This is a genomic window from Chitinimonas koreensis (assembly GCF_014353015.1).
Taxonomy (GTDB): domain Bacteria; phylum Pseudomonadota; class Gammaproteobacteria; order Burkholderiales; family Chitinimonadaceae; genus Chitinimonas; species Chitinimonas koreensis.
In genome coordinates this window covers 5,194,181-5,212,830 of the sequence record NZ_CP060704.1, presented here as the reverse complement: position 1 = coordinate 5,212,830, position 18,650 = coordinate 5,194,181, and the positions used below count along the sequence as shown (strand labels likewise).

Annotated in this window: 21 protein-coding genes and 1 tRNA gene; 17 read left to right on the top strand and 5 right to left on the bottom strand. The window is 69.5% G+C overall.

What is annotated here, in order from left to right; all coding sequences use genetic code 11:
- Nucleotides 1–22: 22 nt before the first annotated feature.
- The 5 genes from galE to H9L41_RS22165 form a co-directional block, all read right to left on the bottom strand.
- Complete coding sequence (galE, locus tag H9L41_RS22185; RefSeq protein ID WP_034607968.1) at nt 23–1,039, bottom strand: UDP-glucose 4-epimerase GalE; 1,017 nt, start codon at nt 1,037–1,039, stop codon at nt 23–25.
- Nucleotides 1,040–1,233: 194 nt separating this feature from the next.
- Nucleotides 1,234–1,740 (bottom strand): RNA pyrophosphohydrolase, encoded by a 507-nt coding sequence (locus H9L41_RS22180; protein WP_028447810.1) that lies wholly within the window; start codon nt 1,738–1,740, stop codon nt 1,234–1,236.
- Between the two features lie 94 nt (nt 1,741–1,834).
- On the bottom strand, nt 1,835–2,620 hold the full coding sequence (locus tag H9L41_RS22175; RefSeq protein ID WP_034607966.1) for a polyamine aminopropyltransferase: 786 nt from the start codon (nt 2,618–2,620) through the stop codon (nt 1,835–1,837).
- Nucleotides 2,620–3,570 (bottom strand): tRNA 2-thiocytidine(32) synthetase TtcA, encoded by a 951-nt coding sequence (gene ttcA, locus H9L41_RS22170; RefSeq protein WP_034607964.1) that lies wholly within the window; start codon nt 3,568–3,570, stop codon nt 2,620–2,622. Before ttcA ends, H9L41_RS22175 begins: the two co-directional genes overlap by 1 nt.
- Nucleotides 3,571–3,695: 125 nt before the next feature.
- Complete coding sequence (locus H9L41_RS22165; RefSeq protein ID WP_028447807.1) at nt 3,696–4,436, bottom strand: pteridine reductase; 741 nt, start codon at nt 4,434–4,436, stop codon at nt 3,696–3,698.
- A 48-nt stretch (nt 4,437–4,484) separates the two neighbouring features.
- Between H9L41_RS22165 and H9L41_RS22160 the strand changes: the two genes are divergently transcribed.
- The 17 genes from H9L41_RS22160 (at nt 4,485) to H9L41_RS22080 (ending at nt 18,550) form a co-directional block, all read left to right on the top strand.
- Nucleotides 4,485–5,636 (top strand): class I SAM-dependent methyltransferase, encoded by a 1,152-nt coding sequence (locus H9L41_RS22160; RefSeq protein WP_028447806.1) that lies wholly within the window; start codon nt 4,485–4,487, stop codon nt 5,634–5,636.
- A gap of 52 nt (nt 5,637–5,688) precedes the next feature.
- Nucleotides 5,689–5,765, top strand: a tRNA-Met gene (locus H9L41_RS22155).
- 100 nt (nt 5,766–5,865) lie between these two features.
- On the top strand, nt 5,866–7,215 hold the full coding sequence (miaB, locus tag H9L41_RS22150) for a tRNA (N6-isopentenyl adenosine(37)-C2)-methylthiotransferase MiaB (RefSeq protein WP_028447805.1): 1,350 nt from the start codon (nt 5,866–5,868) through the stop codon (nt 7,213–7,215).
- A gap of 80 nt (nt 7,216–7,295) precedes the next feature.
- Nucleotides 7,296–7,718: a GNAT family N-acetyltransferase gene (locus tag H9L41_RS22145; RefSeq protein ID WP_028447804.1), complete on the top strand. Its 423-nt coding sequence runs from the start codon at nt 7,296–7,298 to the stop codon at nt 7,716–7,718.
- On the top strand, nt 7,715–8,761 hold the full coding sequence (locus H9L41_RS22140; RefSeq protein WP_051319364.1) for a PhoH family protein: 1,047 nt from the start codon (nt 7,715–7,717) through the stop codon (nt 8,759–8,761). The genes H9L41_RS22145 and H9L41_RS22140 overlap by 4 nt, the downstream gene beginning before the upstream one ends.
- A 50-nt stretch (nt 8,762–8,811) precedes the next feature.
- On the top strand, nt 8,812–9,099 hold the full coding sequence (locus H9L41_RS22135; RefSeq protein WP_187523930.1) for a hypothetical protein: 288 nt from the start codon (nt 8,812–8,814) through the stop codon (nt 9,097–9,099).
- A gap of 2 nt (nt 9,100–9,101) precedes the next feature.
- A complete protein-coding gene (ybeY, locus tag H9L41_RS22130; protein WP_265583878.1) occupies nt 9,102–9,575 on the top strand; it encodes an rRNA maturation RNase YbeY in 474 nt (157 codons plus the stop codon).
- Nucleotides 9,576–9,577: 2 nt separating this feature from the next.
- On the top strand, nt 9,578–9,964 hold the full coding sequence (gloA2, locus tag H9L41_RS22125; RefSeq protein ID WP_028447802.1) for an SMU1112c/YaeR family gloxylase I-like metalloprotein: 387 nt from the start codon (nt 9,578–9,580) through the stop codon (nt 9,962–9,964).
- A gap of 227 nt (nt 9,965–10,191) precedes the next feature.
- Nucleotides 10,192–11,061 carry a CorC family transporter gene (locus H9L41_RS22120; protein ID WP_028447801.1) on the top strand — a complete coding sequence of 290 codons (870 nt, stop codon included), beginning with the start codon at nt 10,192–10,194 and terminating at the stop codon, nt 11,059–11,061.
- Complete coding sequence (gene lnt / locus H9L41_RS22115) at nt 11,058–12,578, top strand: apolipoprotein N-acyltransferase (RefSeq protein ID WP_051319362.1); 1,521 nt, start codon at nt 11,058–11,060, stop codon at nt 12,576–12,578. Before H9L41_RS22120 ends, lnt begins: the two co-directional genes overlap by 4 nt.
- A gap of 268 nt (nt 12,579–12,846) precedes the next feature.
- Nucleotides 12,847–13,392, top strand: a complete 546-nt coding sequence (locus tag H9L41_RS22110) for a GbsR/MarR family transcriptional regulator (RefSeq protein WP_028447800.1) — start codon at nt 12,847–12,849, stop codon at nt 13,390–13,392.
- A 20-nt stretch (nt 13,393–13,412) separates the two neighbouring features.
- Nucleotides 13,413–13,862 carry an HD domain-containing protein gene (locus tag H9L41_RS22105; RefSeq protein ID WP_051319361.1) on the top strand — a complete coding sequence of 150 codons (450 nt, stop codon included), beginning with the start codon at nt 13,413–13,415 and terminating at the stop codon, nt 13,860–13,862.
- The gene (locus H9L41_RS22100; protein WP_028447798.1) at nt 13,859–14,257 is read left to right on the top strand and encodes a thiol-disulfide oxidoreductase DCC family protein; all 399 of its coding nucleotides are present in this window, start codon (nt 13,859–13,861) and stop codon (nt 14,255–14,257) included. The genes H9L41_RS22105 and H9L41_RS22100 overlap by 4 nt, the downstream gene beginning before the upstream one ends.
- Before the next feature lie 48 nt (nt 14,258–14,305).
- Nucleotides 14,306–15,565, top strand: a complete 1,260-nt coding sequence (locus H9L41_RS22095) for an SDR family oxidoreductase (protein ID WP_028447797.1) — start codon at nt 14,306–14,308, stop codon at nt 15,563–15,565.
- A gap of 15 nt (nt 15,566–15,580) precedes the next feature.
- Nucleotides 15,581–16,045: a DUF2269 family protein gene (locus H9L41_RS22090; RefSeq protein ID WP_028447796.1), complete on the top strand. Its 465-nt coding sequence runs from the start codon at nt 15,581–15,583 to the stop codon at nt 16,043–16,045.
- Between the two features lie 64 nt (nt 16,046–16,109).
- On the top strand, nt 16,110–17,561 hold the full coding sequence (locus H9L41_RS22085) for a TIGR01777 family oxidoreductase (protein ID WP_034607962.1): 1,452 nt from the start codon (nt 16,110–16,112) through the stop codon (nt 17,559–17,561).
- 107 nt (nt 17,562–17,668) lie between these two features.
- Nucleotides 17,669–18,550, top strand: coding sequence for a DUF4166 domain-containing protein (locus tag H9L41_RS22080; RefSeq protein WP_187523596.1), 882 nt, complete (start codon nt 17,669–17,671; stop codon nt 18,548–18,550).
- The last annotated feature ends 100 nt before the right edge of the window (nt 18,551–18,650 follow it).

Here is an 18,650-nt window from a genome sequence, read left to right as displayed (position 1 = left end):
CTCCAGGATTTCGGGACGGCGATCAGGCGTAGCCGCCGGGATTCTTCGATTGCCAGCGCCAGGCGTCGGCGCACATCTCGCCCAGGCTGCGCTTGGCGCGCCAGTCCAGCGTATTGGCGGCGCGGCTGGTATCCGCATAATAGCTGGCCAGGTCGCCGGAGCGGCGCGGGGCGTAGCGGAAGGGAATGGCCCGGCCGCTGGCATGCTCGAAGGCGCGGACCACTTCGAGCACGCTGTAGCCGCGGCCGGTGCCCAGGTTGAAGGTCACCAGGCCGGTCTCGCGGCCCAGGTAGTCGAGCGCCCGGACATGGCCTTCGGCCAGGTCGGCGACGTGCAGGTAATCGCGTACGCCGGTGCCGTCCGGGGTCGGATAGTCGTGACCGAAGATCGCCAGTTCGGCCTGCTTGCCGACCGCGACCTGGCAGATATAGGGCATCAGGTTGTTGGGCGTGCCGTTGGGGTCTTCGCCGATCAGCCCGGACGGATGGGCACCGACCGGATTGAAGTAGCGCAGGATGGCGATGCGCCAGCTTTCGTCGGCGCTGGCCAGGTCGTGCAGCACGTCCTCGACCACCATCTTGCTGCGGCCGTAGACGGTATTGGGCTTGAGCGGCGATTCCTCGCGATAGGGAATCTGGGTGCATTCGCCGTAGACGGTGGCCGACGAGCTGAACACCAGGCGCTTGAGGCCGCGCTCGGCCATTTCCTCGAGCAGCGTGAGGCTGGCTTCGAGATTGTGCTGGTAGTACTTGAGCGGATCGCGCTGCGCCTCGGCGATCGATTTCACGCCGGCGCAGTGGAGCACGCCCGAGAAGCGGTGCTTGCCGAACACGCGCGCGAGCGCGGCGCGGTCGCGGACGTCGATCTCGTACCAGGGGAATTCCTGGCCGCTGATCTGTCCGACTCGGTCGAGCACTGCGGGTTTGCTGTTCGAGAAATTGTCGACCACGACGATGTCGTAGCCCGAGGCCAGCAGCTCGACACAGGTATGGCTGCCGATGTAGCCGGCACCGCCGGTCACCAGGATGGTTTGTTTCATGATTGATCTTATTATCGCCGATTGTGCGTTGCAGCAGAATCGGTCGGAAATGGCCTACAAGATTTTGCACCTAATATGGCATATGCGAAATGAATTGCTGCTGAACTGTATGAACCCAGAATCATTGGATGCACGATGACGACAGGGTAGCTGCAAAAAAGAGTGGCCACCCTGTCGGATCTTGCAGCCCGGCCTTATTTCATGCGCGCGGCCACGCGTTGATGCGGCGACGGCGTCAGGAAGCGCGCCAACTCGTGCAACGCTTGCTCGTACACGCCGCGCTTGAATTCGATCACTGTCTCGAGCGGCGACCAGTAGTCGTTCCAGCGCCAGGCGTCGAACTCCGGGTGGCGCGAAGCGCGCAGGCAGACGTCGCAATCGCGGCCGACCAGCCGCAGCAGGAACCAGATCTGCTTCTGGCCCTTGTAAGTACCGCGCCATTCGCGCCGGACCCAGTGGGTCGGCACGTCGTAGCGCAGCCAGTCCCGCGTGCGGCCGAGAATCCGGACGTGCTCGGGCTTGAGGCCCGTTTCTTCCATCAGTTCGCGGAACATGGCCTGTTCCGGGTTTTCCCCGGACTTGATGCCCCCCTGCGGAAACTGCCAGGAGTGTTCGCGAACGCGCTTGCCCCAAAAAACCTGGTTCTTGTCGTTGCAGATGATGATGCCGACGTTGGGGCGATAGCCGTCTCGATCGAGCATGGTTATCACCGTGGAAATCGTTAAATTGTCTCGATTTTTTCACATTGGCACAGTGATGGAAAGCGAACTGTCGTGCACCTGCCACGGCATCGGGCTAGACCAGCAGGCGGCGGTCGTTGTGGACGTTCATGCGCGCCAGGTCCGCCACGAATTCACGGAATTCGAGCGGGAAATGAGCTTCGAGCACGCTCGCGCGTTCGCTCAGCGCGGCCCAGGTCGGGCTGTTGCAGCCGCGGCGGAAGCAGATGGCGGTCACGTTGCCGCGCTGGCGCGCCGGCAGGCAGAGCAGGAGGCCGTCGAAGACCCGCGACAGGCGGTCGACGTAGACGTTGAACTTCGGGTCCGAGCCCCACAGGTTGACCAGCAGCGTGCCGTCGGCGGTCAGCCGGTCGCGGCAGCGGGCGAAAAAATCCTCGGTGGCCAGCGCCTCGGCGATGCCGGTCGGGCCGAAGGCATCGTGGAAGATCGCATCGACCGGGTTGACCATGCGGTCGATGTAGCCGGCGCCATCGCCGACCACCACTTCTAGCCGCTCGTCGTCGGGCGGCAGGTGGAACATCGAGCGCGCCACGCCGACCACCTGCGGATGCAGCTCGAGCACCGTGGTGCGCGTGGCCGGCATGTGGTGGTGGATGAACTTGGGGATCGAGCCGCCGCCGAGGCCGAGCACCAGCGCATCGCGCGGCAGGTCGCGGAACAGCAGGAAGGCGAACATGCAGCGGCTGTAGCCGAGCACCAGCTCGATCGGATCGCGGATCCGCATCGAACTCTGAATCGCCTCGGAACCCAGGTGCAGCGAGCGGATGCCGTCCTTCTCGCTGACGTCGACGACGACTTCGTCGGTCCAGTCGCGGCTGGCGCGTTTGCCGAAGCGCAGCATCAGTGGCAACCCCCGCTGCGGCTGTCGAGGATGCTGATGCCGCCGAACGGGCCGGCCGCCGGCTCGGCCGGCAGCTCGGGCGCGTCGAAGGCGGTGTCGCCGCCCTCGAACGGCGCGTCCTGGGTACGCAGCGACTTGAAGCCGAACTGGCGCGGGTCGGCCAGGTGCGAGGGCACCACGTTCTGCAGCGAGCGGAACATGGTCTCGATGCGGCCGGGGAAGCGGCGGTCCCAATCCTTCAGCATGTCGCCGATCACCACCCGCTGCAGATTGCTCTGCGAACCGCACAGATTGCACGGGATGATGGGGAAGCCCTTGATCGCGGCGTAGCGCTCGATGTCCTTCTCGCGGCAGTAGGCCAGCGGGCGGATCACCATGTGGCGGCCGTCGTCCGACACCAGCTTGGGCGGCATGGCCTTGAGCTTGCCGCCGTGGAACATGTTGAGGAACAGCGTCTCGAGGATGTCGTCGCGGTGGTGGCCGAGCGCGATCTTGGTCGCGCCGAGTTCGTCGGCCACCCGATAGAGGATGCCGCGGCGCAGGCGCGAGCACAGGCCGCAGGTGGTCTTGCCGTCGGGCACCACGCGCTTGACGATCGAATAGGTGTCTTCCTCGACGATGCGGTAGGGCACGCCGATCTGGTCGAGATAGGCCGGCAGCACGTGCTCGGGGAAGCCGGGCTGCTTCTGGTCGAGGTTGACCGCGATCAACTCGAAGTCGATGGGCGCGCTCTTCTGCAGGCTCATCAGCATGTCGAGCATGGTGTAGCTGTCCTTGCCGCCCGACAGGCAGACCATGATGCGGTCGCCCTGCTCGATCATGCCGAAGTCGTCGATGGCGTCGCCGACCGCGTGGCGCAGGCGCTTGGCCAGCTTGTCGGCGTTGTACTTGGTCTTGGGATCGGTCTCGGCCGGGCCGGCTTCGACGTGGTCGGTGATTGCGGCGTCCATCGCGGGCACCCCTGGAATGCGAAAAGCGCGTGATTTTACAGGGAAAAGCGGTGTCATGCCCGCAGCGCGCCGATGCTCAACCTGGCGCGGTCCGCCGCGGCCCGGCCGCCGGGTGTCTTTACGCTTCAGAGGTAGATGCTGCGGCCGCCGTCGACGTTGATGATCTGGCCGGTGATATAGGGCGCGTCCTCGATCAGGAACTGGATGGTGCGCGCCAGATCGTCGGGCTCGCCGACGCGCTTGAGCGGGATGCTGCTGACGATGCGCTGGCGATGCACTTCGTCGAACACCGACTCGCCGTCGGGCCAGACGTTGGCGCCCGGCGCGACCGCGTTGACGCGCACCTCGGGCGCCAGTTCGCGGGCCAGTGCGCGGGTCATGGCGACCAGGCCGGCCTTGCCGATGGTGTAGACCACATGCTGGCGCATCGGCCGTTCGACGTGGATGTCGGCGATGCTGACGATGCAGCCCTGGGTCTTCTTCAGTTCCGGTGCGGCGGCCTGGGCCAGGAACAGCGGCGCCTTCACATTGCTGCCGATCAGGTCGGTCCAGGCGTCCTCGCTGATGTCGCCGACCGGGGTCGGGAAGAAGCTCGAGGCGTTGTTGATCAGGGCGTCGAGCCGGCCGAACTGGGCCAGCGTCTGCTGCACCAGCACCGGCAGGCCGGCGATGTTGAGCAGGTCGGCCTGGGCCAGCGCGACCGAGTGGGGCCGCTGCAGGTTCATCTCGGCGGCCAGCGCGCGCGCCTCGGTCGCCGAGCTGCGGTAATGCAGCATCACGTTCCAGCCCGCGCCGTGCAGGCGCCGCACGATGCTGGCGCCCACGCGCTTGGCGCCGCCCGTCACCAATGCCACTTTGCCCTGCATGTTCGGCCCTCGTTAAACTGCCCGTTTGAATCCAGCCGAATCTAGCACATGACCTCACTTCCCGCGCCGAGCGCAGAACAGTCGGCGGCGAGCCGCGCGCTGGTCGAGACCGTCCGCGCCGAAATCGCCCGCGCCGGCGGCTGGCTGCCGTTCGCCGACTACATGCGGCTGGCGCTCTATGCGCCCGGGCTCGGCTATTACGCCGGCGGCAGCCGCAAGTTCGGCGCGGCCGGCGATTTCGTCACGGCGCCCGAGCTGTCTCCCCTGTTCGGCCGCACGCTGGCGCGGCCGGTGGCGCAGGTGCTGGCCGCGGTCGGCGGCGACGTGCTCGAGGTCGGCGCCGGTTCGGGCCGGCTGGCGGCCGACCTGCTGGCCGAGCTGGCGGCGCTCGATCGCCTGCCGGCGCGCTATCGCATCCTCGAAGTGTCGGCCGAGCTGGCGGCGCGTCAGCGCGAGACCATCGCCGCCGCGCTGCCGCAGTTGGTCGACCGGGTCGAATGGCTCGATGCGCTGCCGCGCGGCTTCGTCGGCGGCATCGTCGGCAACGAGGTGCTCGACGCGATGCCGTGCCGGCTGGTGCGCTGGTCGGCCGGCGCCTGGTTCGAGCGCGGCGTGGCCTGGGACGATGGATTGCGCTGGGAAGACCGGCCGCTGGCCGACCCGGCCGCCGTGGCCCATCTCGACGGCCATGCGCTGCCCGACGACTACCTGACCGAAATCCAGCCCGAAGCCTGCGCCTTCGTCGCCAGCCTGGCCGACGCCACCGCACGCGGCGCATTGATCCTGCCCGACTACGGTTTCGCCGCCGACGAGTACTACCACCCGCAGCGCAGCCGCGGCACGCTGATGTGCCATTACCGCCATCACAGCCACGACGACCCGTTCCACCTGCCGGGGCTGGAGGACATCACCACCCACGTCGACTTCTCGGCGATCTGGCGCGCCGGCGACGCGGCCGGCTGGCAGCTCGAAGGCTATACGACGCAGGCGTCCTTCCTGCTCGATGCCGGGCTGCTCGAACTGATGGGGCAGCAGGATCCGGCCGATCCGGCCTATTTCCGCACGGCTGCCGCGGTGCAGAAGCTGGTCGGCCCGGCCGAGATGGGCGAGCTGTTCAAGGTGATCGGCTTTTCGAAGGGAGTGGCGTTGCCGGAACTGCTGGCGGGCTTCCGCCGCGACGACCGTTCGGGCGGATTGTGACGAGGCGCTTGACGGAAAGGGCGTCGCTCAGGATAATCGCGCCCTCTTTGATGGCTATGTAGCTCAGCTGGTTAGAGCACAGCACTCATAATGCTGGGGTCACTGGTTCAAGTCCAGTCATAGCCACCAGGTTTCACAAAGCCCGTCGCCGCAAGGCGGCGGGCTTTTGCCTTATGCGCGCGCGGCCGCGATGGCTTAGCATAAGCGCCTGATTTCACGGGTGGTTTCCATGAGCAAGAAAGTCTTCATCAAAACCTTCGGCTGCCAGATGAACGAGTACGACTCGGACAAGATGGCCGACGTGCTCAATGCTTCCGAAGGCCTGACCAAGACCGACAAGCCCGAAGAGGCCGACGTCATCCTGTTCAATACCTGCTCGGTGCGCGAGAAGGCGCAGGAGAAGGTGTTCTCCGACCTCGGCCGCATCAAGGAGCTGAAGCTGCTCAACCCGAACCTGGTGATCGGCGTCGGCGGTTGCGTCGCCTCGCAGGAGGGCGAAGCCATCGTCAAGCGCGCGCCCTACGTCGACGTGGTGTTCGGCCCGCAGACGCTGCACCGGCTGCCCGAGCTGATCGCCAAAAAGCGCGAGACCGGCGCCGCCCAGGTCGACATCTCCTTCCCCGAGATCGAGAAGTTCGACCACCTGCCGCCGGCCCGCATCGAGGGCGGCTCGGCCTTCGTCTCGATCATGGAAGGCTGTTCCAAGTTCTGCTCGTTCTGCGTGGTGCCGTATACCCGCGGCCAGGAAGTGAGCCGGCCGTTCGAGGACGTGCTGGTCGAGGTCGCCGGCCTGGCCCAGCAGGGCGTCAAGGAAGTCACGCTGCTGGGCCAGAACGTGAACGCCTATCTGGGCCGCATGGAAGACGGCGAGATCGCCGACTTCGCGCTGCTGCTCGAATACATTCACGAGATCCCCGGCATCGAGCGCATCCGCTACACCACCAGCCACCCCAAGGAAATGACGCAGCGGCTGATCGACTGCTATCGCAACCTGCCCAAGCTGGTGTCGCACCTGCACCTGCCGGTGCAGGCCGGCTCCGACCGGGTACTGATGAACATGAAGCGCGGCTATACCGCGCTCGAATTCAAGGCCATCGTGCGCAAGCTGCGCGAGGCGCGGCCCGACATCTGCCTGTCGAGCGACTTCATCGTCGGCTTCCCCGGCGAGACCGAGGCCGATTTCGAGAAGACCATGAAGCTGATCGAGGACGTGCGCTTCGACGCCAGCTTCAGCTTCATCTACAGCCGCCGCCCCGGCACGCCGGCCGCCGAGCTCGAGGACGACGTGAGCCACGAGGACAAGGTGAAGCGGCTGATGCGGCTGCAGGCGCGCATCGAGGAATTCGCCCAGGAAGAGAACCGCCGCATGGTCGGCAGCGTGCAGCGGGTGCTGGTCGAAGGCCGCGCGCGCAAGGACGCCGCCGAGCTGGCCGGCCGCACCGACAACAACCGCATCGTCAACTTCGTCGGCCCCGATCGGCTGCTCAACCAGTTCGCCGAGGTGCGCATCACCGAGGCGATGCCGCACAGCCTGCGCGGCGAGATCGTGACGCGCGAAGCGGTGACCGCCGCCGCCTGACCGCCGTCGCGGCCCCCGGCCCGGCCGCCTTCGAGGACGCATCGATTTTGAACGCAAGCCCTTCTCTCACGGTCGCAGCAGTGACGGCCCTGCCCGACGGCATCGAAGCCCTGTGCGCGCTGGGCGAGGCGGAAGGCTTCCGCTTCCTGCGCCGGCTGGTCGACGACTGGCGCTGCGGCGACAACCGCTTCGACCAGGACGGCGAAGCTTTCTACGCGGTCTGGCTCGACGGCCGGCTGGCCGGCGTCGGCGGGCTCAACCGCGATTGCGACGACGCAAGCCTCGCCCGGGTGCGGCGCGTCTACGTCCACCCGGAGGCGCGCAGCCACGGCGTCGGCCACGCGCTGATCGCCGCCATCGAAGCCGCCGCGGCCGGCCGTTTCCGCCGGCTGGTGCTGTATACCAATGCGGTGCCGGCCATGCATTTCTACGAAGGGCTGGGCTACCGCCGTATCATCGGCCACCCCCAGCGCAGCCACGAGAAGACCCTCCCCCGAGCATGACGACCCGCCACGCCACCCGCGAACTCAGCTTCGAACCGATCGACAATGCGCGCCTCGCCAACCTGTGCGGCGCGCTCGACGAGAACCTGCGCCAGATCGAGAACGGCCTCGAGGTCGACATCGCGCGCCGGGCCGAGCACTTCAGCATTTCCGGGCGCATCGCCCAGACCAAGCTCGCCGCCGAGCTGCTCGAGCGCTTCTACTCGATCTCGCGCCGGCCGATCGAAATCGAGGAGATCCAGCTCGGCCTGATCGAAGTCGCCCACCCGGCCGACGCGGTCGCCGACGACGGCATGCCGGCGCTCTTGACCAAGCGCGCCGACCTGCGCGGCCGCACGCCGCGGCAGAACCAGTACCTGAAGGCGATCCAGGAGCACGACATCACCTTCGGCATCGGCCCGGCCGGTACCGGCAAGACCTACCTGGCAGTCGCCAGCGCGGTCGACGCGCTCGAGCGCGACCTGGTCAAGCGGCTGGTGCTGGTGCGGCCGGCGGTCGAGGCCGGCGAGCGGCTCGGCTTCCTGCCCGGCGACCTGGTGCAGAAGGTCGACCCCTATCTGCGGCCGCTGTACGACGCGCTGTACGACCTGATGGGTTTCGACAAGGTCACCAAGCTGTTCGAGCGCGGCATCATCGAGGTCGCGCCGCTGGCCTTCATGCGCGGCCGCACGCTGAACCACGCCTTCATCATCCTCGACGAGGCGCAGAACACCACGCCCGAGCAGATGAAGATGTTCCTGACCCGGATCGGCTTCGGTTCCAAGGCGGTGGTGACCGGCGACGTGACCCAGATCGACCTGGCGCGCAACCAGAAATCCGGCCTGATCGACGCCCAGCGCGTGCTGCAGAACGTGCGCGGCATCGCCCTCCATCATTTCAAGAGCGACGACGTGGTGCGCCACCCGCTGGTGCAGAAGATCGTCGACGCCTACGAGAAGCACGAACGGCAGGCCGCCGCGGCGCGCAGCGAGCGGGAAGGCAGGACGGCCGCCGGTGCCGCGGCCGCCGACGGCGCTGCGCCCGCGGCCGGCGACGCCGCCTGAGCCGATCCGTCCAGTCCCATCGAGCGCCGCCCGGCGCAGGAATCCCGAACATGAAGATGAAGAAGCAGGACGATACGAGGGTCGCGGTCTACGCGATCGATGCCGACGGCAAGGAAAAGCGCGTCAAGGCGCAGGAGCTGAAGCTGGTGCTGGCCGACGGCGCGGTGCTGCAGCTGCTGCTCGACGACGAGGACGGCCTGCTGATCGGCACGCCCGGCGACGAGGCGCGGCCGGCGCGGCTGCTGCTGCGGCCCGGTGCGGCCAACGTGGTGCGCGTCGCGGTCGAGGTCGACGAAGCGCAACCGCTGATCGAGATCCCGAAGGCTCGCTCGACCTGAGCGTGCAGTACGCCGTCAAGCCCCGCGGCGTCCCGGCCAAGAAGCTGCTGCGGCGCTGGGTGGCGGCCGCGCTCGAGGCCGGCGTCGACGCCTCGGTCACGCTGCGGGTGGTCGACGAGGCCGAAGGCCGCGCGCTCAACAATGACTACCGCGGCAAGGACTACGCCACCAACGTGCTGAGCTTCGCTTTCAACGACGGCGAGCCGATGCCGGGCATGGAAGGCATGGTGATGGGCGACGTGGTGCTGTGCGCACCGGTGGTGGCGCGCGAAGCCGAGGAGCAGGGCAAGGATCTCGAGGCGCACTGGGCTCACCTGGTGGTGCACGGCATGCTGCACCTGCAGGCCTACGACCACGAGGACGAAGTCGAAGCCGAGGCGATGGAAGCGCTCGAGACGGCCATCCTGCAGGGGCTCGGCTATCCCGACCCGTACGCCGGCGAGAAAGGCCCGATCGAGAGCGAGCCGGCCGCCTGAGCGTGATCGCCGGCTTCCATCATGTCGCGCTGATCGTGTCGGACCTGGCCGCGGCGCGGCGCTTCTACCTCGAGGCGCTCGGCGGCGAGGAGATCGCGGCGCACTATCGCGCCCCACGCGATTCGTGGAAGGTCGACGTCAAGCTGCCCGACGGCGGCCAGCTCGAGCTGTTCACCTTTCCGGCCGCGCCGCCGCGGCCGAGCCGGCCCGAGGCGCGCGGCCTGCGCCACCTGGCCTTCCGCGTCGCCGATCTCGACGCCATGGTGGCGCGCATGGCGGCCTTCGGCGTGGCCTGCGAGCCGATCCGCGTCGACGAGTACACCGGCGCGCGTTTCACCTTCTGCGCCGATCCGGACGGCCTGCCGATCGAGTTCTACGAGACGCGCTGAACCTGGATCGCGGGACATCGGGCGCCGCCTTTCAACCGCAGAGGACGCCGAGGGCAGGGAGGACGAGCGCTTCCGCGCGATGCGGTGACCCGCGGTTCCCGGTGTCCTCTGCGGTGAAGCATTTTTTCTGTCGGCCGTTGACCGGCATTCCGTTTGCAACGCTGCGGTCACGCCGCGGCGGGGCCGGCCGGCTATAATCCGGGGGTTGTCATTTTTCCCTCCCCCTCATGGACTTACCCCCTAGTCGCCCGCCCAAGCCCAATTCGAACCACAAACCCAATTGGCTGGAGCGGCTGACCGCCTTCCTGCTGCGCGAGCCGGAAGACCGCGAAGAGCTGGTCGAACTGCTGCACTCGGCCTTCGAGCGCCACCTGCTCGACGCCGACGCGCTCGAGATGATCGAGGGCGTGCTGCAGGTCGGCGACCTGCAGGTACGCGACGTGATGGTGCCGCGCGCGCAGATGGACGCCATCGACCTGGCGGCCGAACCCAAGGACTTCATCCCCTACGTGATCGACACCGCGCACTCGCGCTTCCCGGTCTACGAAGGCTCCAAGGACAACATCGTCGGCATCCTGCTGGCCAAGGACCTGCTGCGCTACTACGCCAGCCAGCAGTTCGACCTGCGCCGGATGCTGCGGCCGGCGGTGTTCATCCCCGAATCCAAGCGCCTCAACGTCCTGCTCAAGGAATTCCGCGCCAACCGCAACCACATGGCCATCGTGGTCGACGAGTACGGCGGCGTGGCCGGCCTGGTCACCATCGAGGACGTGGTCGAGCAGATCGTCGGCGACATCGAGGACGAGTACGACGAGGACGACAGCGAGGACAATGTCCGGCCCGACCGCCAGGGCCGCTGGCGCGTCAAGGCGATGACGCCGGTCGGCGACCTCAACGCGGTGCTCGGCAGCGCCTACGCGCCCGACGGCATCGATACCGTCGGCGGCCTGGTGGTGACCGAGTTCGGCCGCGTGCCCAAGCGCGGCGACGCGATCAGCATCGACGGCTTCCACTTCCGCGTGCTGCGCGCCGACAGCCGCCGCGTCTACTCGCTGCTGGTCGAGCGCGAGGCCCCGGTCCCGGCGGACGAAGCGTGAGCCGCGCCGCCGCTGCCGCCCGGCTGATCGGCCGGGCGATCCCGCCAGCGCTGGCCGGCGCGATCGCCGTGTTCGGCTTCGCGCCGTTCTTCTCCTGGCCGCTGGTGCTGCTGGCGCTGGCGCTGCTGTTCTGCATGGTCGAGCGCGCGCCGACGCTGCGCGGTGCCGCCTTCAAGGCCTGGGCCTGGGGCCTGGGCTATTTCGCCGCCACCATCCACTGGATCTTCATCAGCCTGCACACCTACGGCGGCATGCCGGCGCTGCTGGCCGCGCTGGCGGTGGCGGGTCTGGCCGCTTTCCTGGCGCTCTACCCGGCCGCGGTGGCCTGGGCCGCCCGGCGCTGGGCCGGCGAATCGCGCGCGGCGCTGCTGCTGGCGGCGTTGCCGGCGTTGTGGCTGCTCGGCGAATGGCTGCGCGGCTGGCTGTTCACCGGCTTCCCCTGGGCCTCGGTCGGCTACAGCCAGCTGCCGGGCGGGCCGCTGGCCGGTTTCCTGCCGCTGATCGGCGTCTACGGCGTCGGCGGCCTGATGGCCTGGATCGCCGGCGCGGCAGCCTGGCTGCTGGCCGGCCGGCCGAGCGGCCGCGACTGGCTGCCGGCGCTGGCCGCCGCCTTGCTGCTGCTGGCCGGCTGGGGCCTGGGCGGACTGCGCTGGACCGAGCCGGCCGGCAAGCCGCTCAAGGTCGCGCTGCTGCAGGGCGCCATCCCGCAGAACCAGAAGTGGGGCATGGAAGACCTGATCTACAACCTGCGCACCTACTACTCGCTGGTGAAGCGCAGCGAGGCCGACCTGATCGTGATGCCGGAGACCGCGCTGCCGATCTTCCTGCACGAGGTGCCCGACGATTACCTCGACATGCTGATCGGCCACGCCAGGCAGCAGCGCGCCGACCTGATCACCGGCGTGCCGCGGCTCGATGCGAAAAGCCAGCGCTACTACAACGGCGCGGTGCTGCTGACCGATCCGAAGCGGCCGGCCAACTACAAGGCCCACCTGGTGCCGTTCGGCGAATTCGTGCCGCTGCCCTGGCTGTTCGGCTGGGTCTACCAGGATCTGCTGCACATGCCGCTGTCCGATTTCTCGTCGGGCGGACCGGTGCAGGTGCCGCTCGAGGTGCGCGACCAGCGCATCGCCGCCAACATCTGCTACGAGGACGTGTTCGGCGAGGAGCTGCTGCCCAATGCGCGGCAGGCCACCATCCTGCTCAACCTGTCCAACCTGGCCTGGTTCGACGGCTCGGTGGCGCTGGCCCAGCACGGCCAGATCAGCCAGGCGCGCGCGCGCGAGACCGGCCGGCCGATGCTGCGGGCGACCAATAGCGGCACCACCGCGGCGATCGGGCCCGACGGCCGCTACCAGGCCAAGCTGCCCGAACGCGTCGAGGGCATCCTCTACGCCACGGTGCAGGGCATGCAGGGCGAGACGCCGTACATGCGCTGGGGCAATGCGGCGGCGCTGGCGCTGGCGGCGATCGGGCTGCTGGCGGCCTGGGGCCTGAGACGGGCGGCAGCGCGCTGAGCATGCGGGCATGATTCACCGCGGAGGACGCCGAGGGCGCGGAGGAAGGCGTTCGGGCGGGGGCCGCGGTGGATCGGCCCATCCGCCTCATCGATCCCCGGCGATTCGCGGCTGAAGCCGCTCCTGCGGTTCCGATCGGACTGGCCGGGCTGCGGGTGTTTTCTGCGCGGCCTCGGCGTCCTCCGCGGTGAAATCTCGTTTCCCGTTGACCTTCGGCTTATGGTGTTATTTAATTTCTGTAACGACAGAAATTAATGACGGAACCGCCATGCAACTCAGCCCGACCACGCAGAAATACATCCTCCACTGGGGCGAGATGGGCACGCGCTGGGGCGTGAACCGCACGGTGGCGCAGATCCACGCGCTGCTGTTCCTGGCCAACCGGCCGCTGCACGCCGAGGAGATCAGCGACACGCTGACGGTGGCGCGCTCCAACGTCAGCACCAGCATCAAGGAGCTGCAGAGCTGGGGGCTGGTGCGGGTGACCCACGTGATGGGCGATCGGCGCGACCACTTCGTCGCCCACCAGGACGTGTGGGAAATCTTCCGCGTGATCATGGAAGAGCGGAAGAAGCGCGAGCTCGACCCGACCCTGTCGGTGCTGCGCGAATGCCGGCTCGAAGCCGACGGCGACCACCTGCTCGAGGCCGCCAGCCGCGCCAAGATGGACGAGGTGCTGGCCTTTCTCGAGCTGCTGATGAAGGCCTACGATGACTTCAAGGGCCTGCCACCGGCCACCTTGCAGCGCTTCCTCAAGATGGGCGGCAAGGTGGCGCGCTTCCTCAGTCCCGACGAAGCCGACGACACCCTCTGAGCACGAACCGGAGAACGGCCATGAGCACCCTCGAACACGCCATTGCACTGGCCGCCCGCGCCCACGCCGGCCAGGTCGACAAGGCCGGCGCGCCCTACATCCTGCATCCGCTGCGGCTGATGCTGACGCTCGGGCACAACGACGAGCGCATCGTCGCGGTGCTGCACGATGTGGTCGAGGACTGTGGCTGGACCGCCGAGGCGCTGCGGGCCGAAGGCTTCAGCGCCGCCGTGGTGGCCGCGGTCGAGGCGGTGACGCGGCGCGACGGCGAAAGCTACGAGGACTTCGTGCTGCGCGCCGCCGCCGATCCGCTGGCGCGCCGCGTCAAGCTGGCCGACCTGCGCGACAACTGCGACCTCGGCCGCATCGCCGCACCGACCGAGCGCGACCTGGAGCGGGTGGCCAAGTACCGCCGCGCCATCGCGCTGATCGAGCAATTCGCCGCCGACCATCCCCAGGATCTGCCATGACCGCCACCCTCACCCTGTTCTACGACAGCCGCTGCCCTCTCTGCGTCGCCGAGATGCGCAGGCTGGCCGGGCGCGACCGCGCCGGCCGGCTGGCCTTCCGCGACATGCACGGCGAGGGCTTCGACGCGGCCGCCTACGGCACCACGCTGGCGGCGATGGACGCCGAGCTGCACGGTGTCGACGCCTCCGGCCGGCTGCTGGTCGGCATCGACTGCATCGCCGCCGCCTACCGCGCGGTCGGCCGCGGCTGGCTGGTGTGGCCGCTGACGGTGGGCTGGAGCAAGCCGCTGTGGCGCCGCGCCTATCGCTGGTTCGCCCGCAACCGCTATCGCGCCAGCCGCTGGTTCGGTTATGCCGACTGCCGGGACGGGGTCTGCGATGCCCGGCTGCGCTAGTTTTTCGTCCATGTATTTCTGTCTATACAGAAATAAACGGAGATCGCCATGCACATCCTGCTGACCGGCGCCAGCGGCCTGATCGGCCGGGCCTTGCTGGAACGCTTGCTGGCCGACGGCCACGCGGTGACGGCGCTGTGCCGCAGGCCGCCGGCCGAAGCGCACCCGCGCCTGCGCTGGCAGGCCGCCGACCTGGCCACGCTGACGACGCCGGCCGACTGGCTGCCGCTGCTGGCCGGCGTGGAGGCGGTGGTCAACTGCGTCGGCATCCTGCGCGAGCAGGACGGGCAGACTTTCGAGGCATTGCACGAACGCGCGCCGGCCGCCTTGTTCGCCGCCTGCACCGAAGCCGGCGTCGGCCGGGCGATCCAGCTCTCCGCGCTCGGCGCGGCGCCCGCGGCGGCCACCGCCTACTGGCGCAGCAAGGCCGCCGGCGATGCGGCGCTGATGGCGCAGCCGCTCGACTGGGCGGTGGTGCAGCCTTCGCTGGTGTATGCCGACGCCGGGCCCAGCAGCACGCTGTTCCGCCGGCTGGCGGCCATGCCCGTGCTGGCGGTGCCGGCCGATGCCGGCGCGGTGCAGCCGATCCATCTCGACGACCTGGTCGAACTGTTGCTGCGGCTGCTGACGGCGACGGCGGCCGGCCGCCGGGTGATCGAAGCCGTCGGGCCGCGCGCGCTGGCCTGGGCCGACTACCTGCAAGCCTTGCGCCGCGGCATGGGCCTGGCGCAGGCGCCGGTGCTGCGCCTGCCGGCTGGCACGGTCGCGCTGGCGGGCCGGGTGCTGGCGCACTGGCCCGCCAGCCTGGTCGGGCCCGACAGCCTGGCCATGCTGCGCGCCGGCAGCCGGGCCGACCCGGCCGTCGCCCGCGAGCGGGTTGGCCGTCCTTTGCGCGATCCGGCCGATTTCACCCGGCCCGCCTTGCGCGGCGAAGCGCTGCTGGCGCTGTGGCTGCCGCTGGCTCGGCTGGCGCTCGCCTTCGTCTGGCTGTTCACTGCCTGGGTGTCGTGGGCGCAGCGCGACGAGGGGCTGCGCCTGCTGGCCGCGGCGGGCCTGCCCGAGGCCTGGCGGATGCCGGCGCTGCTGGCCGGCATCGCGCTCGACACGCTGCTCGGCGCGCTGACGCTGCTGCGGCCCACCCGCCGGCTATGGCAAGTCCAGATCGCGCTGGTGCTGGCCTACAGCATCTTCATCGCGCTGCGGCTGCCGCAGTGGTGGCTGCACCCGTTCGGCCCGCTGAGCAAGAACCTGCCCATCCTCGCCTGGCTCGGCCTGCTGGCCGCCGCCACGCCGCGCCCGCATCGCTGACCCCGGAGCCCGACCATGGACTACCTCACCCTCAAATGGCTGCACATCCTGTCGGCCACCTTCATGTTCGGCACCGGTTTCGGCACCGCTTTCTACATGTTCTTCGCCAACCGCAGCGGCAACGTCCAGGCCATCGCCGTGGTGACGCGCTGGGTGGCGCGCGCCGACTGGTGGTTCACCACGCCGGCCGTCATCGTCCAGCCGCTCAGCGGGCTGTGGATGATCCGCCAGGCCGGCTGGCCGCTCGATGCGCCCTGGATCGCCGGGTCACTGGCGCTGTACGCGCTGGCCGGCGCCTGCTGGCTGCCGGTGGTGTGGCTGCAGCTGCGCATGCGCGACATGGCCGCGCTCGCCGCCCGCGACGGCACCGCGCTGCCCGCGCGCTACTGGCGCTACGAGCGCATCTGGACCGTGCTCGGCTTCCCGGCCTTCGGCGGGCTGCTGGTCGTGTACTGGCTGATGGTGCACAAGCCGATGTAGCGGCCGGCAACGAAACGCGCCGAATCAGGACTGAATTCCATAAGAGAAAGAAAGGACCGCGATCATGACCTTCGACCCGCTCGACGGCGCCGTCGCCCTGCTGCTGCTGCAGGGCCTGCTCGGCGCGTTCGACACGATCTGGCACCACGAGCTGAGCGAGGCCCTGCCACGCCGGCCGGGCGCGCGGCGCGAGCTGCAGATCCATTCGCTGCGCGCGCTGCTCTACGGCGTGCTGTTCGCCGCCATCGGCCTGCTGCAGTTCCACGGCGGCTGGATGCTGGCCGTCGCCGCGCTGGTGCTGGTCGAGGTCGGCCTCACGCTGTGGGATTTCGTGATCGAGGACCGCAGCCGCCGGCTGCCGGCCAGCGAACGCGTGCTGCACACCGTGCTGGCCATCAACGGCGGCGCGCTGTTCGGCCTGTATGCCTGGCAGCTGGCGCAGTGGTGGAGCCTGCCGAGCGCGCTAGTGCCGGCAGAGCTCGGCTGGCGCGGCTGGGCGCTGGCGGCGATGGGCGTCGGCGTGGCGCTGTCGGGCCTGCGCGACGGCCTGGCCGCGCGCCGGCTCGGCCGGGCTGCGGCGGCCGCACCGGCGGCGGACAACCCGTTCGCCGGCCTGCCCTATCGCAACGTGCTGGTCAGCGGCGGCACCGGCTTCATCGGCCAGGCGCTGGTCGGCCAGCTGCTCGATGCCGGCCACACCGTCACCGTGCTGGCGCGCGACCCCGAGGCCGCGGCCCGGACCTTCGGCGGCCGCGCCCGCTGCGTGCGCGACCTGGCGCTGCTCAACCAGGAGGAACGCTTCCACGCGGTGGTCAACCTGGCCGGCGCGCCGGTGGTCGGACCGCGCTGGACCGACGCGCGCAAGGCCCAGTTGCTGGGCAGCCGGCTCGGCACCACCCGCGCGCTGCTCGACTGGCTGGGCCGGACCTGTCACAAGCCGGACGTGTGGCTGCAGGCCTCGGCCATCGGCTTCTACGGCGTGCGGCCGGCCGACGAGGCGCTGGACGAGCACAGCCAGGCCGGCGAGGGCTTCATGACCGAGCTGTGCGCGCGCTGGGAAGCGATGGCCGGCGCCGTGGCGGCGCACGGCCCGCGGCTGGTGGTGCTGCGGCTGGGCCTGGTGCTCGGCCCTGGCGGGGCGCTGCCGCCCTTGCTGCTGCCGCACCGGCTCGGCCTCGGCGGCCGCATCGGCGACGGCCGCCAGGTGATGAGCTGGATCCACCGCGACGACCTGCTGCAATTGCTGGCGCGCGCGATGGCCGACGACAGCATGCGCGGCGTCTACAACACGGTGGCGCCCGAGGCGGTGCCGCAGGCCGAGTTCGCCGCCACCGCCGGCCGCCTGCTGCGCCGCCCGGTCTGGCTGCACCTGCCGGCCTGGCCGATGCGGCTCGCGCTCGGCGAAATGGCGCAGCTGTTCGTCGACGGCCAGCGCGTGGTGCCGCGCCGCCTGCTCGAAGCCGGCTTCGCCTTCCGCCATCCGACGCTGGCCGGCGCGCTGCGCGACCTGATCTGAAACGGCCGGCTTGAGCCCAGGGCCGCGGATGAGACGTTCGCGGCCCGCGCGAGGGCCGATCCGGTCCTGCCTGCCGCCGCGCCCACGTTCCGACTGGGGAGAATGCCTTGCAGACCCTGTCTCCGCTCTACTTCCGCCTGCTCGGCGACGATTTCGGCCGGCTCGACCCGCTGCTGCAGCGCTTCCATTCGACGCCGGGCCTGGCCTGGCGCGGCGAGACGCGCGTCGCCTGGGGCGAGCAGCCGCTGCTGCGGACCCTGCTGCGGCTCGGCCGCCTGCCGCGCGAGGGCGAGGCGCAGCCGGTCGAGGTGGTGCTGGCGGAGCAGGGCGGCGGCGAATGCTGGCAGCGCAACTTCGCCGGCCGCCGCATGCATTCCCATCAGCATGCCGACGCGGCCGGCCTGGTCGAATCGTTCGGGCCATGGTCGCTGCGGCTGGACAACCAGGTCGAGGCCGGAACGCTGCACCAGATCAGCCGCACCACGCGCTGCCTGGGCCTGCCGCTGCCGGCCCGGCTGGGATTGCGGGTACTGGCGCGCGAATGGGCGGTGGGCGAGCGTTTCCATTTCGACGTCGCCATCGGTTGGGGCGCTGGCCCTTGCTGCACTACACCGGCTGGCTGCTGGCGCAGGAGGATTGAGATGCCGATCGTCGAACGACGCGCCACCCTCCGCGCCGGCCAGGCCGAGGCCTTCGCCGCCTCGCAGGACTATGCGCGCCGCCGTGACTGGGATCCGTTCGCCGCGCGGCTCGAACGCGCGGCCGACGGCGTGGTGACGGTCACCGCCAGGCATGGCCTGCGCATGCGGGTCGAATACCTGGCCTGGAGGCCGCCCGAACGCGCCGCCATCCCATGGTGGACGGACCGCGCTGCCTGGCTGCGTTCGCCGGCACCTGGGCCTACCTGCCGCGCGGCGACGGCCTGGTCGAGGCGCGCTTCCGCTACCGGATCGAGGCCGCGCGCGGCTGGCGCTGGCTGGAGCCGCTGATGGCCGCCTAATTCGATTGGGAGACGCGGCGCCGGCTGGCCGCCCTGCAGCGCTACCTCGAACGGCCGCGCGCTGCGGCCGGGACCTGAACATCCGGTGA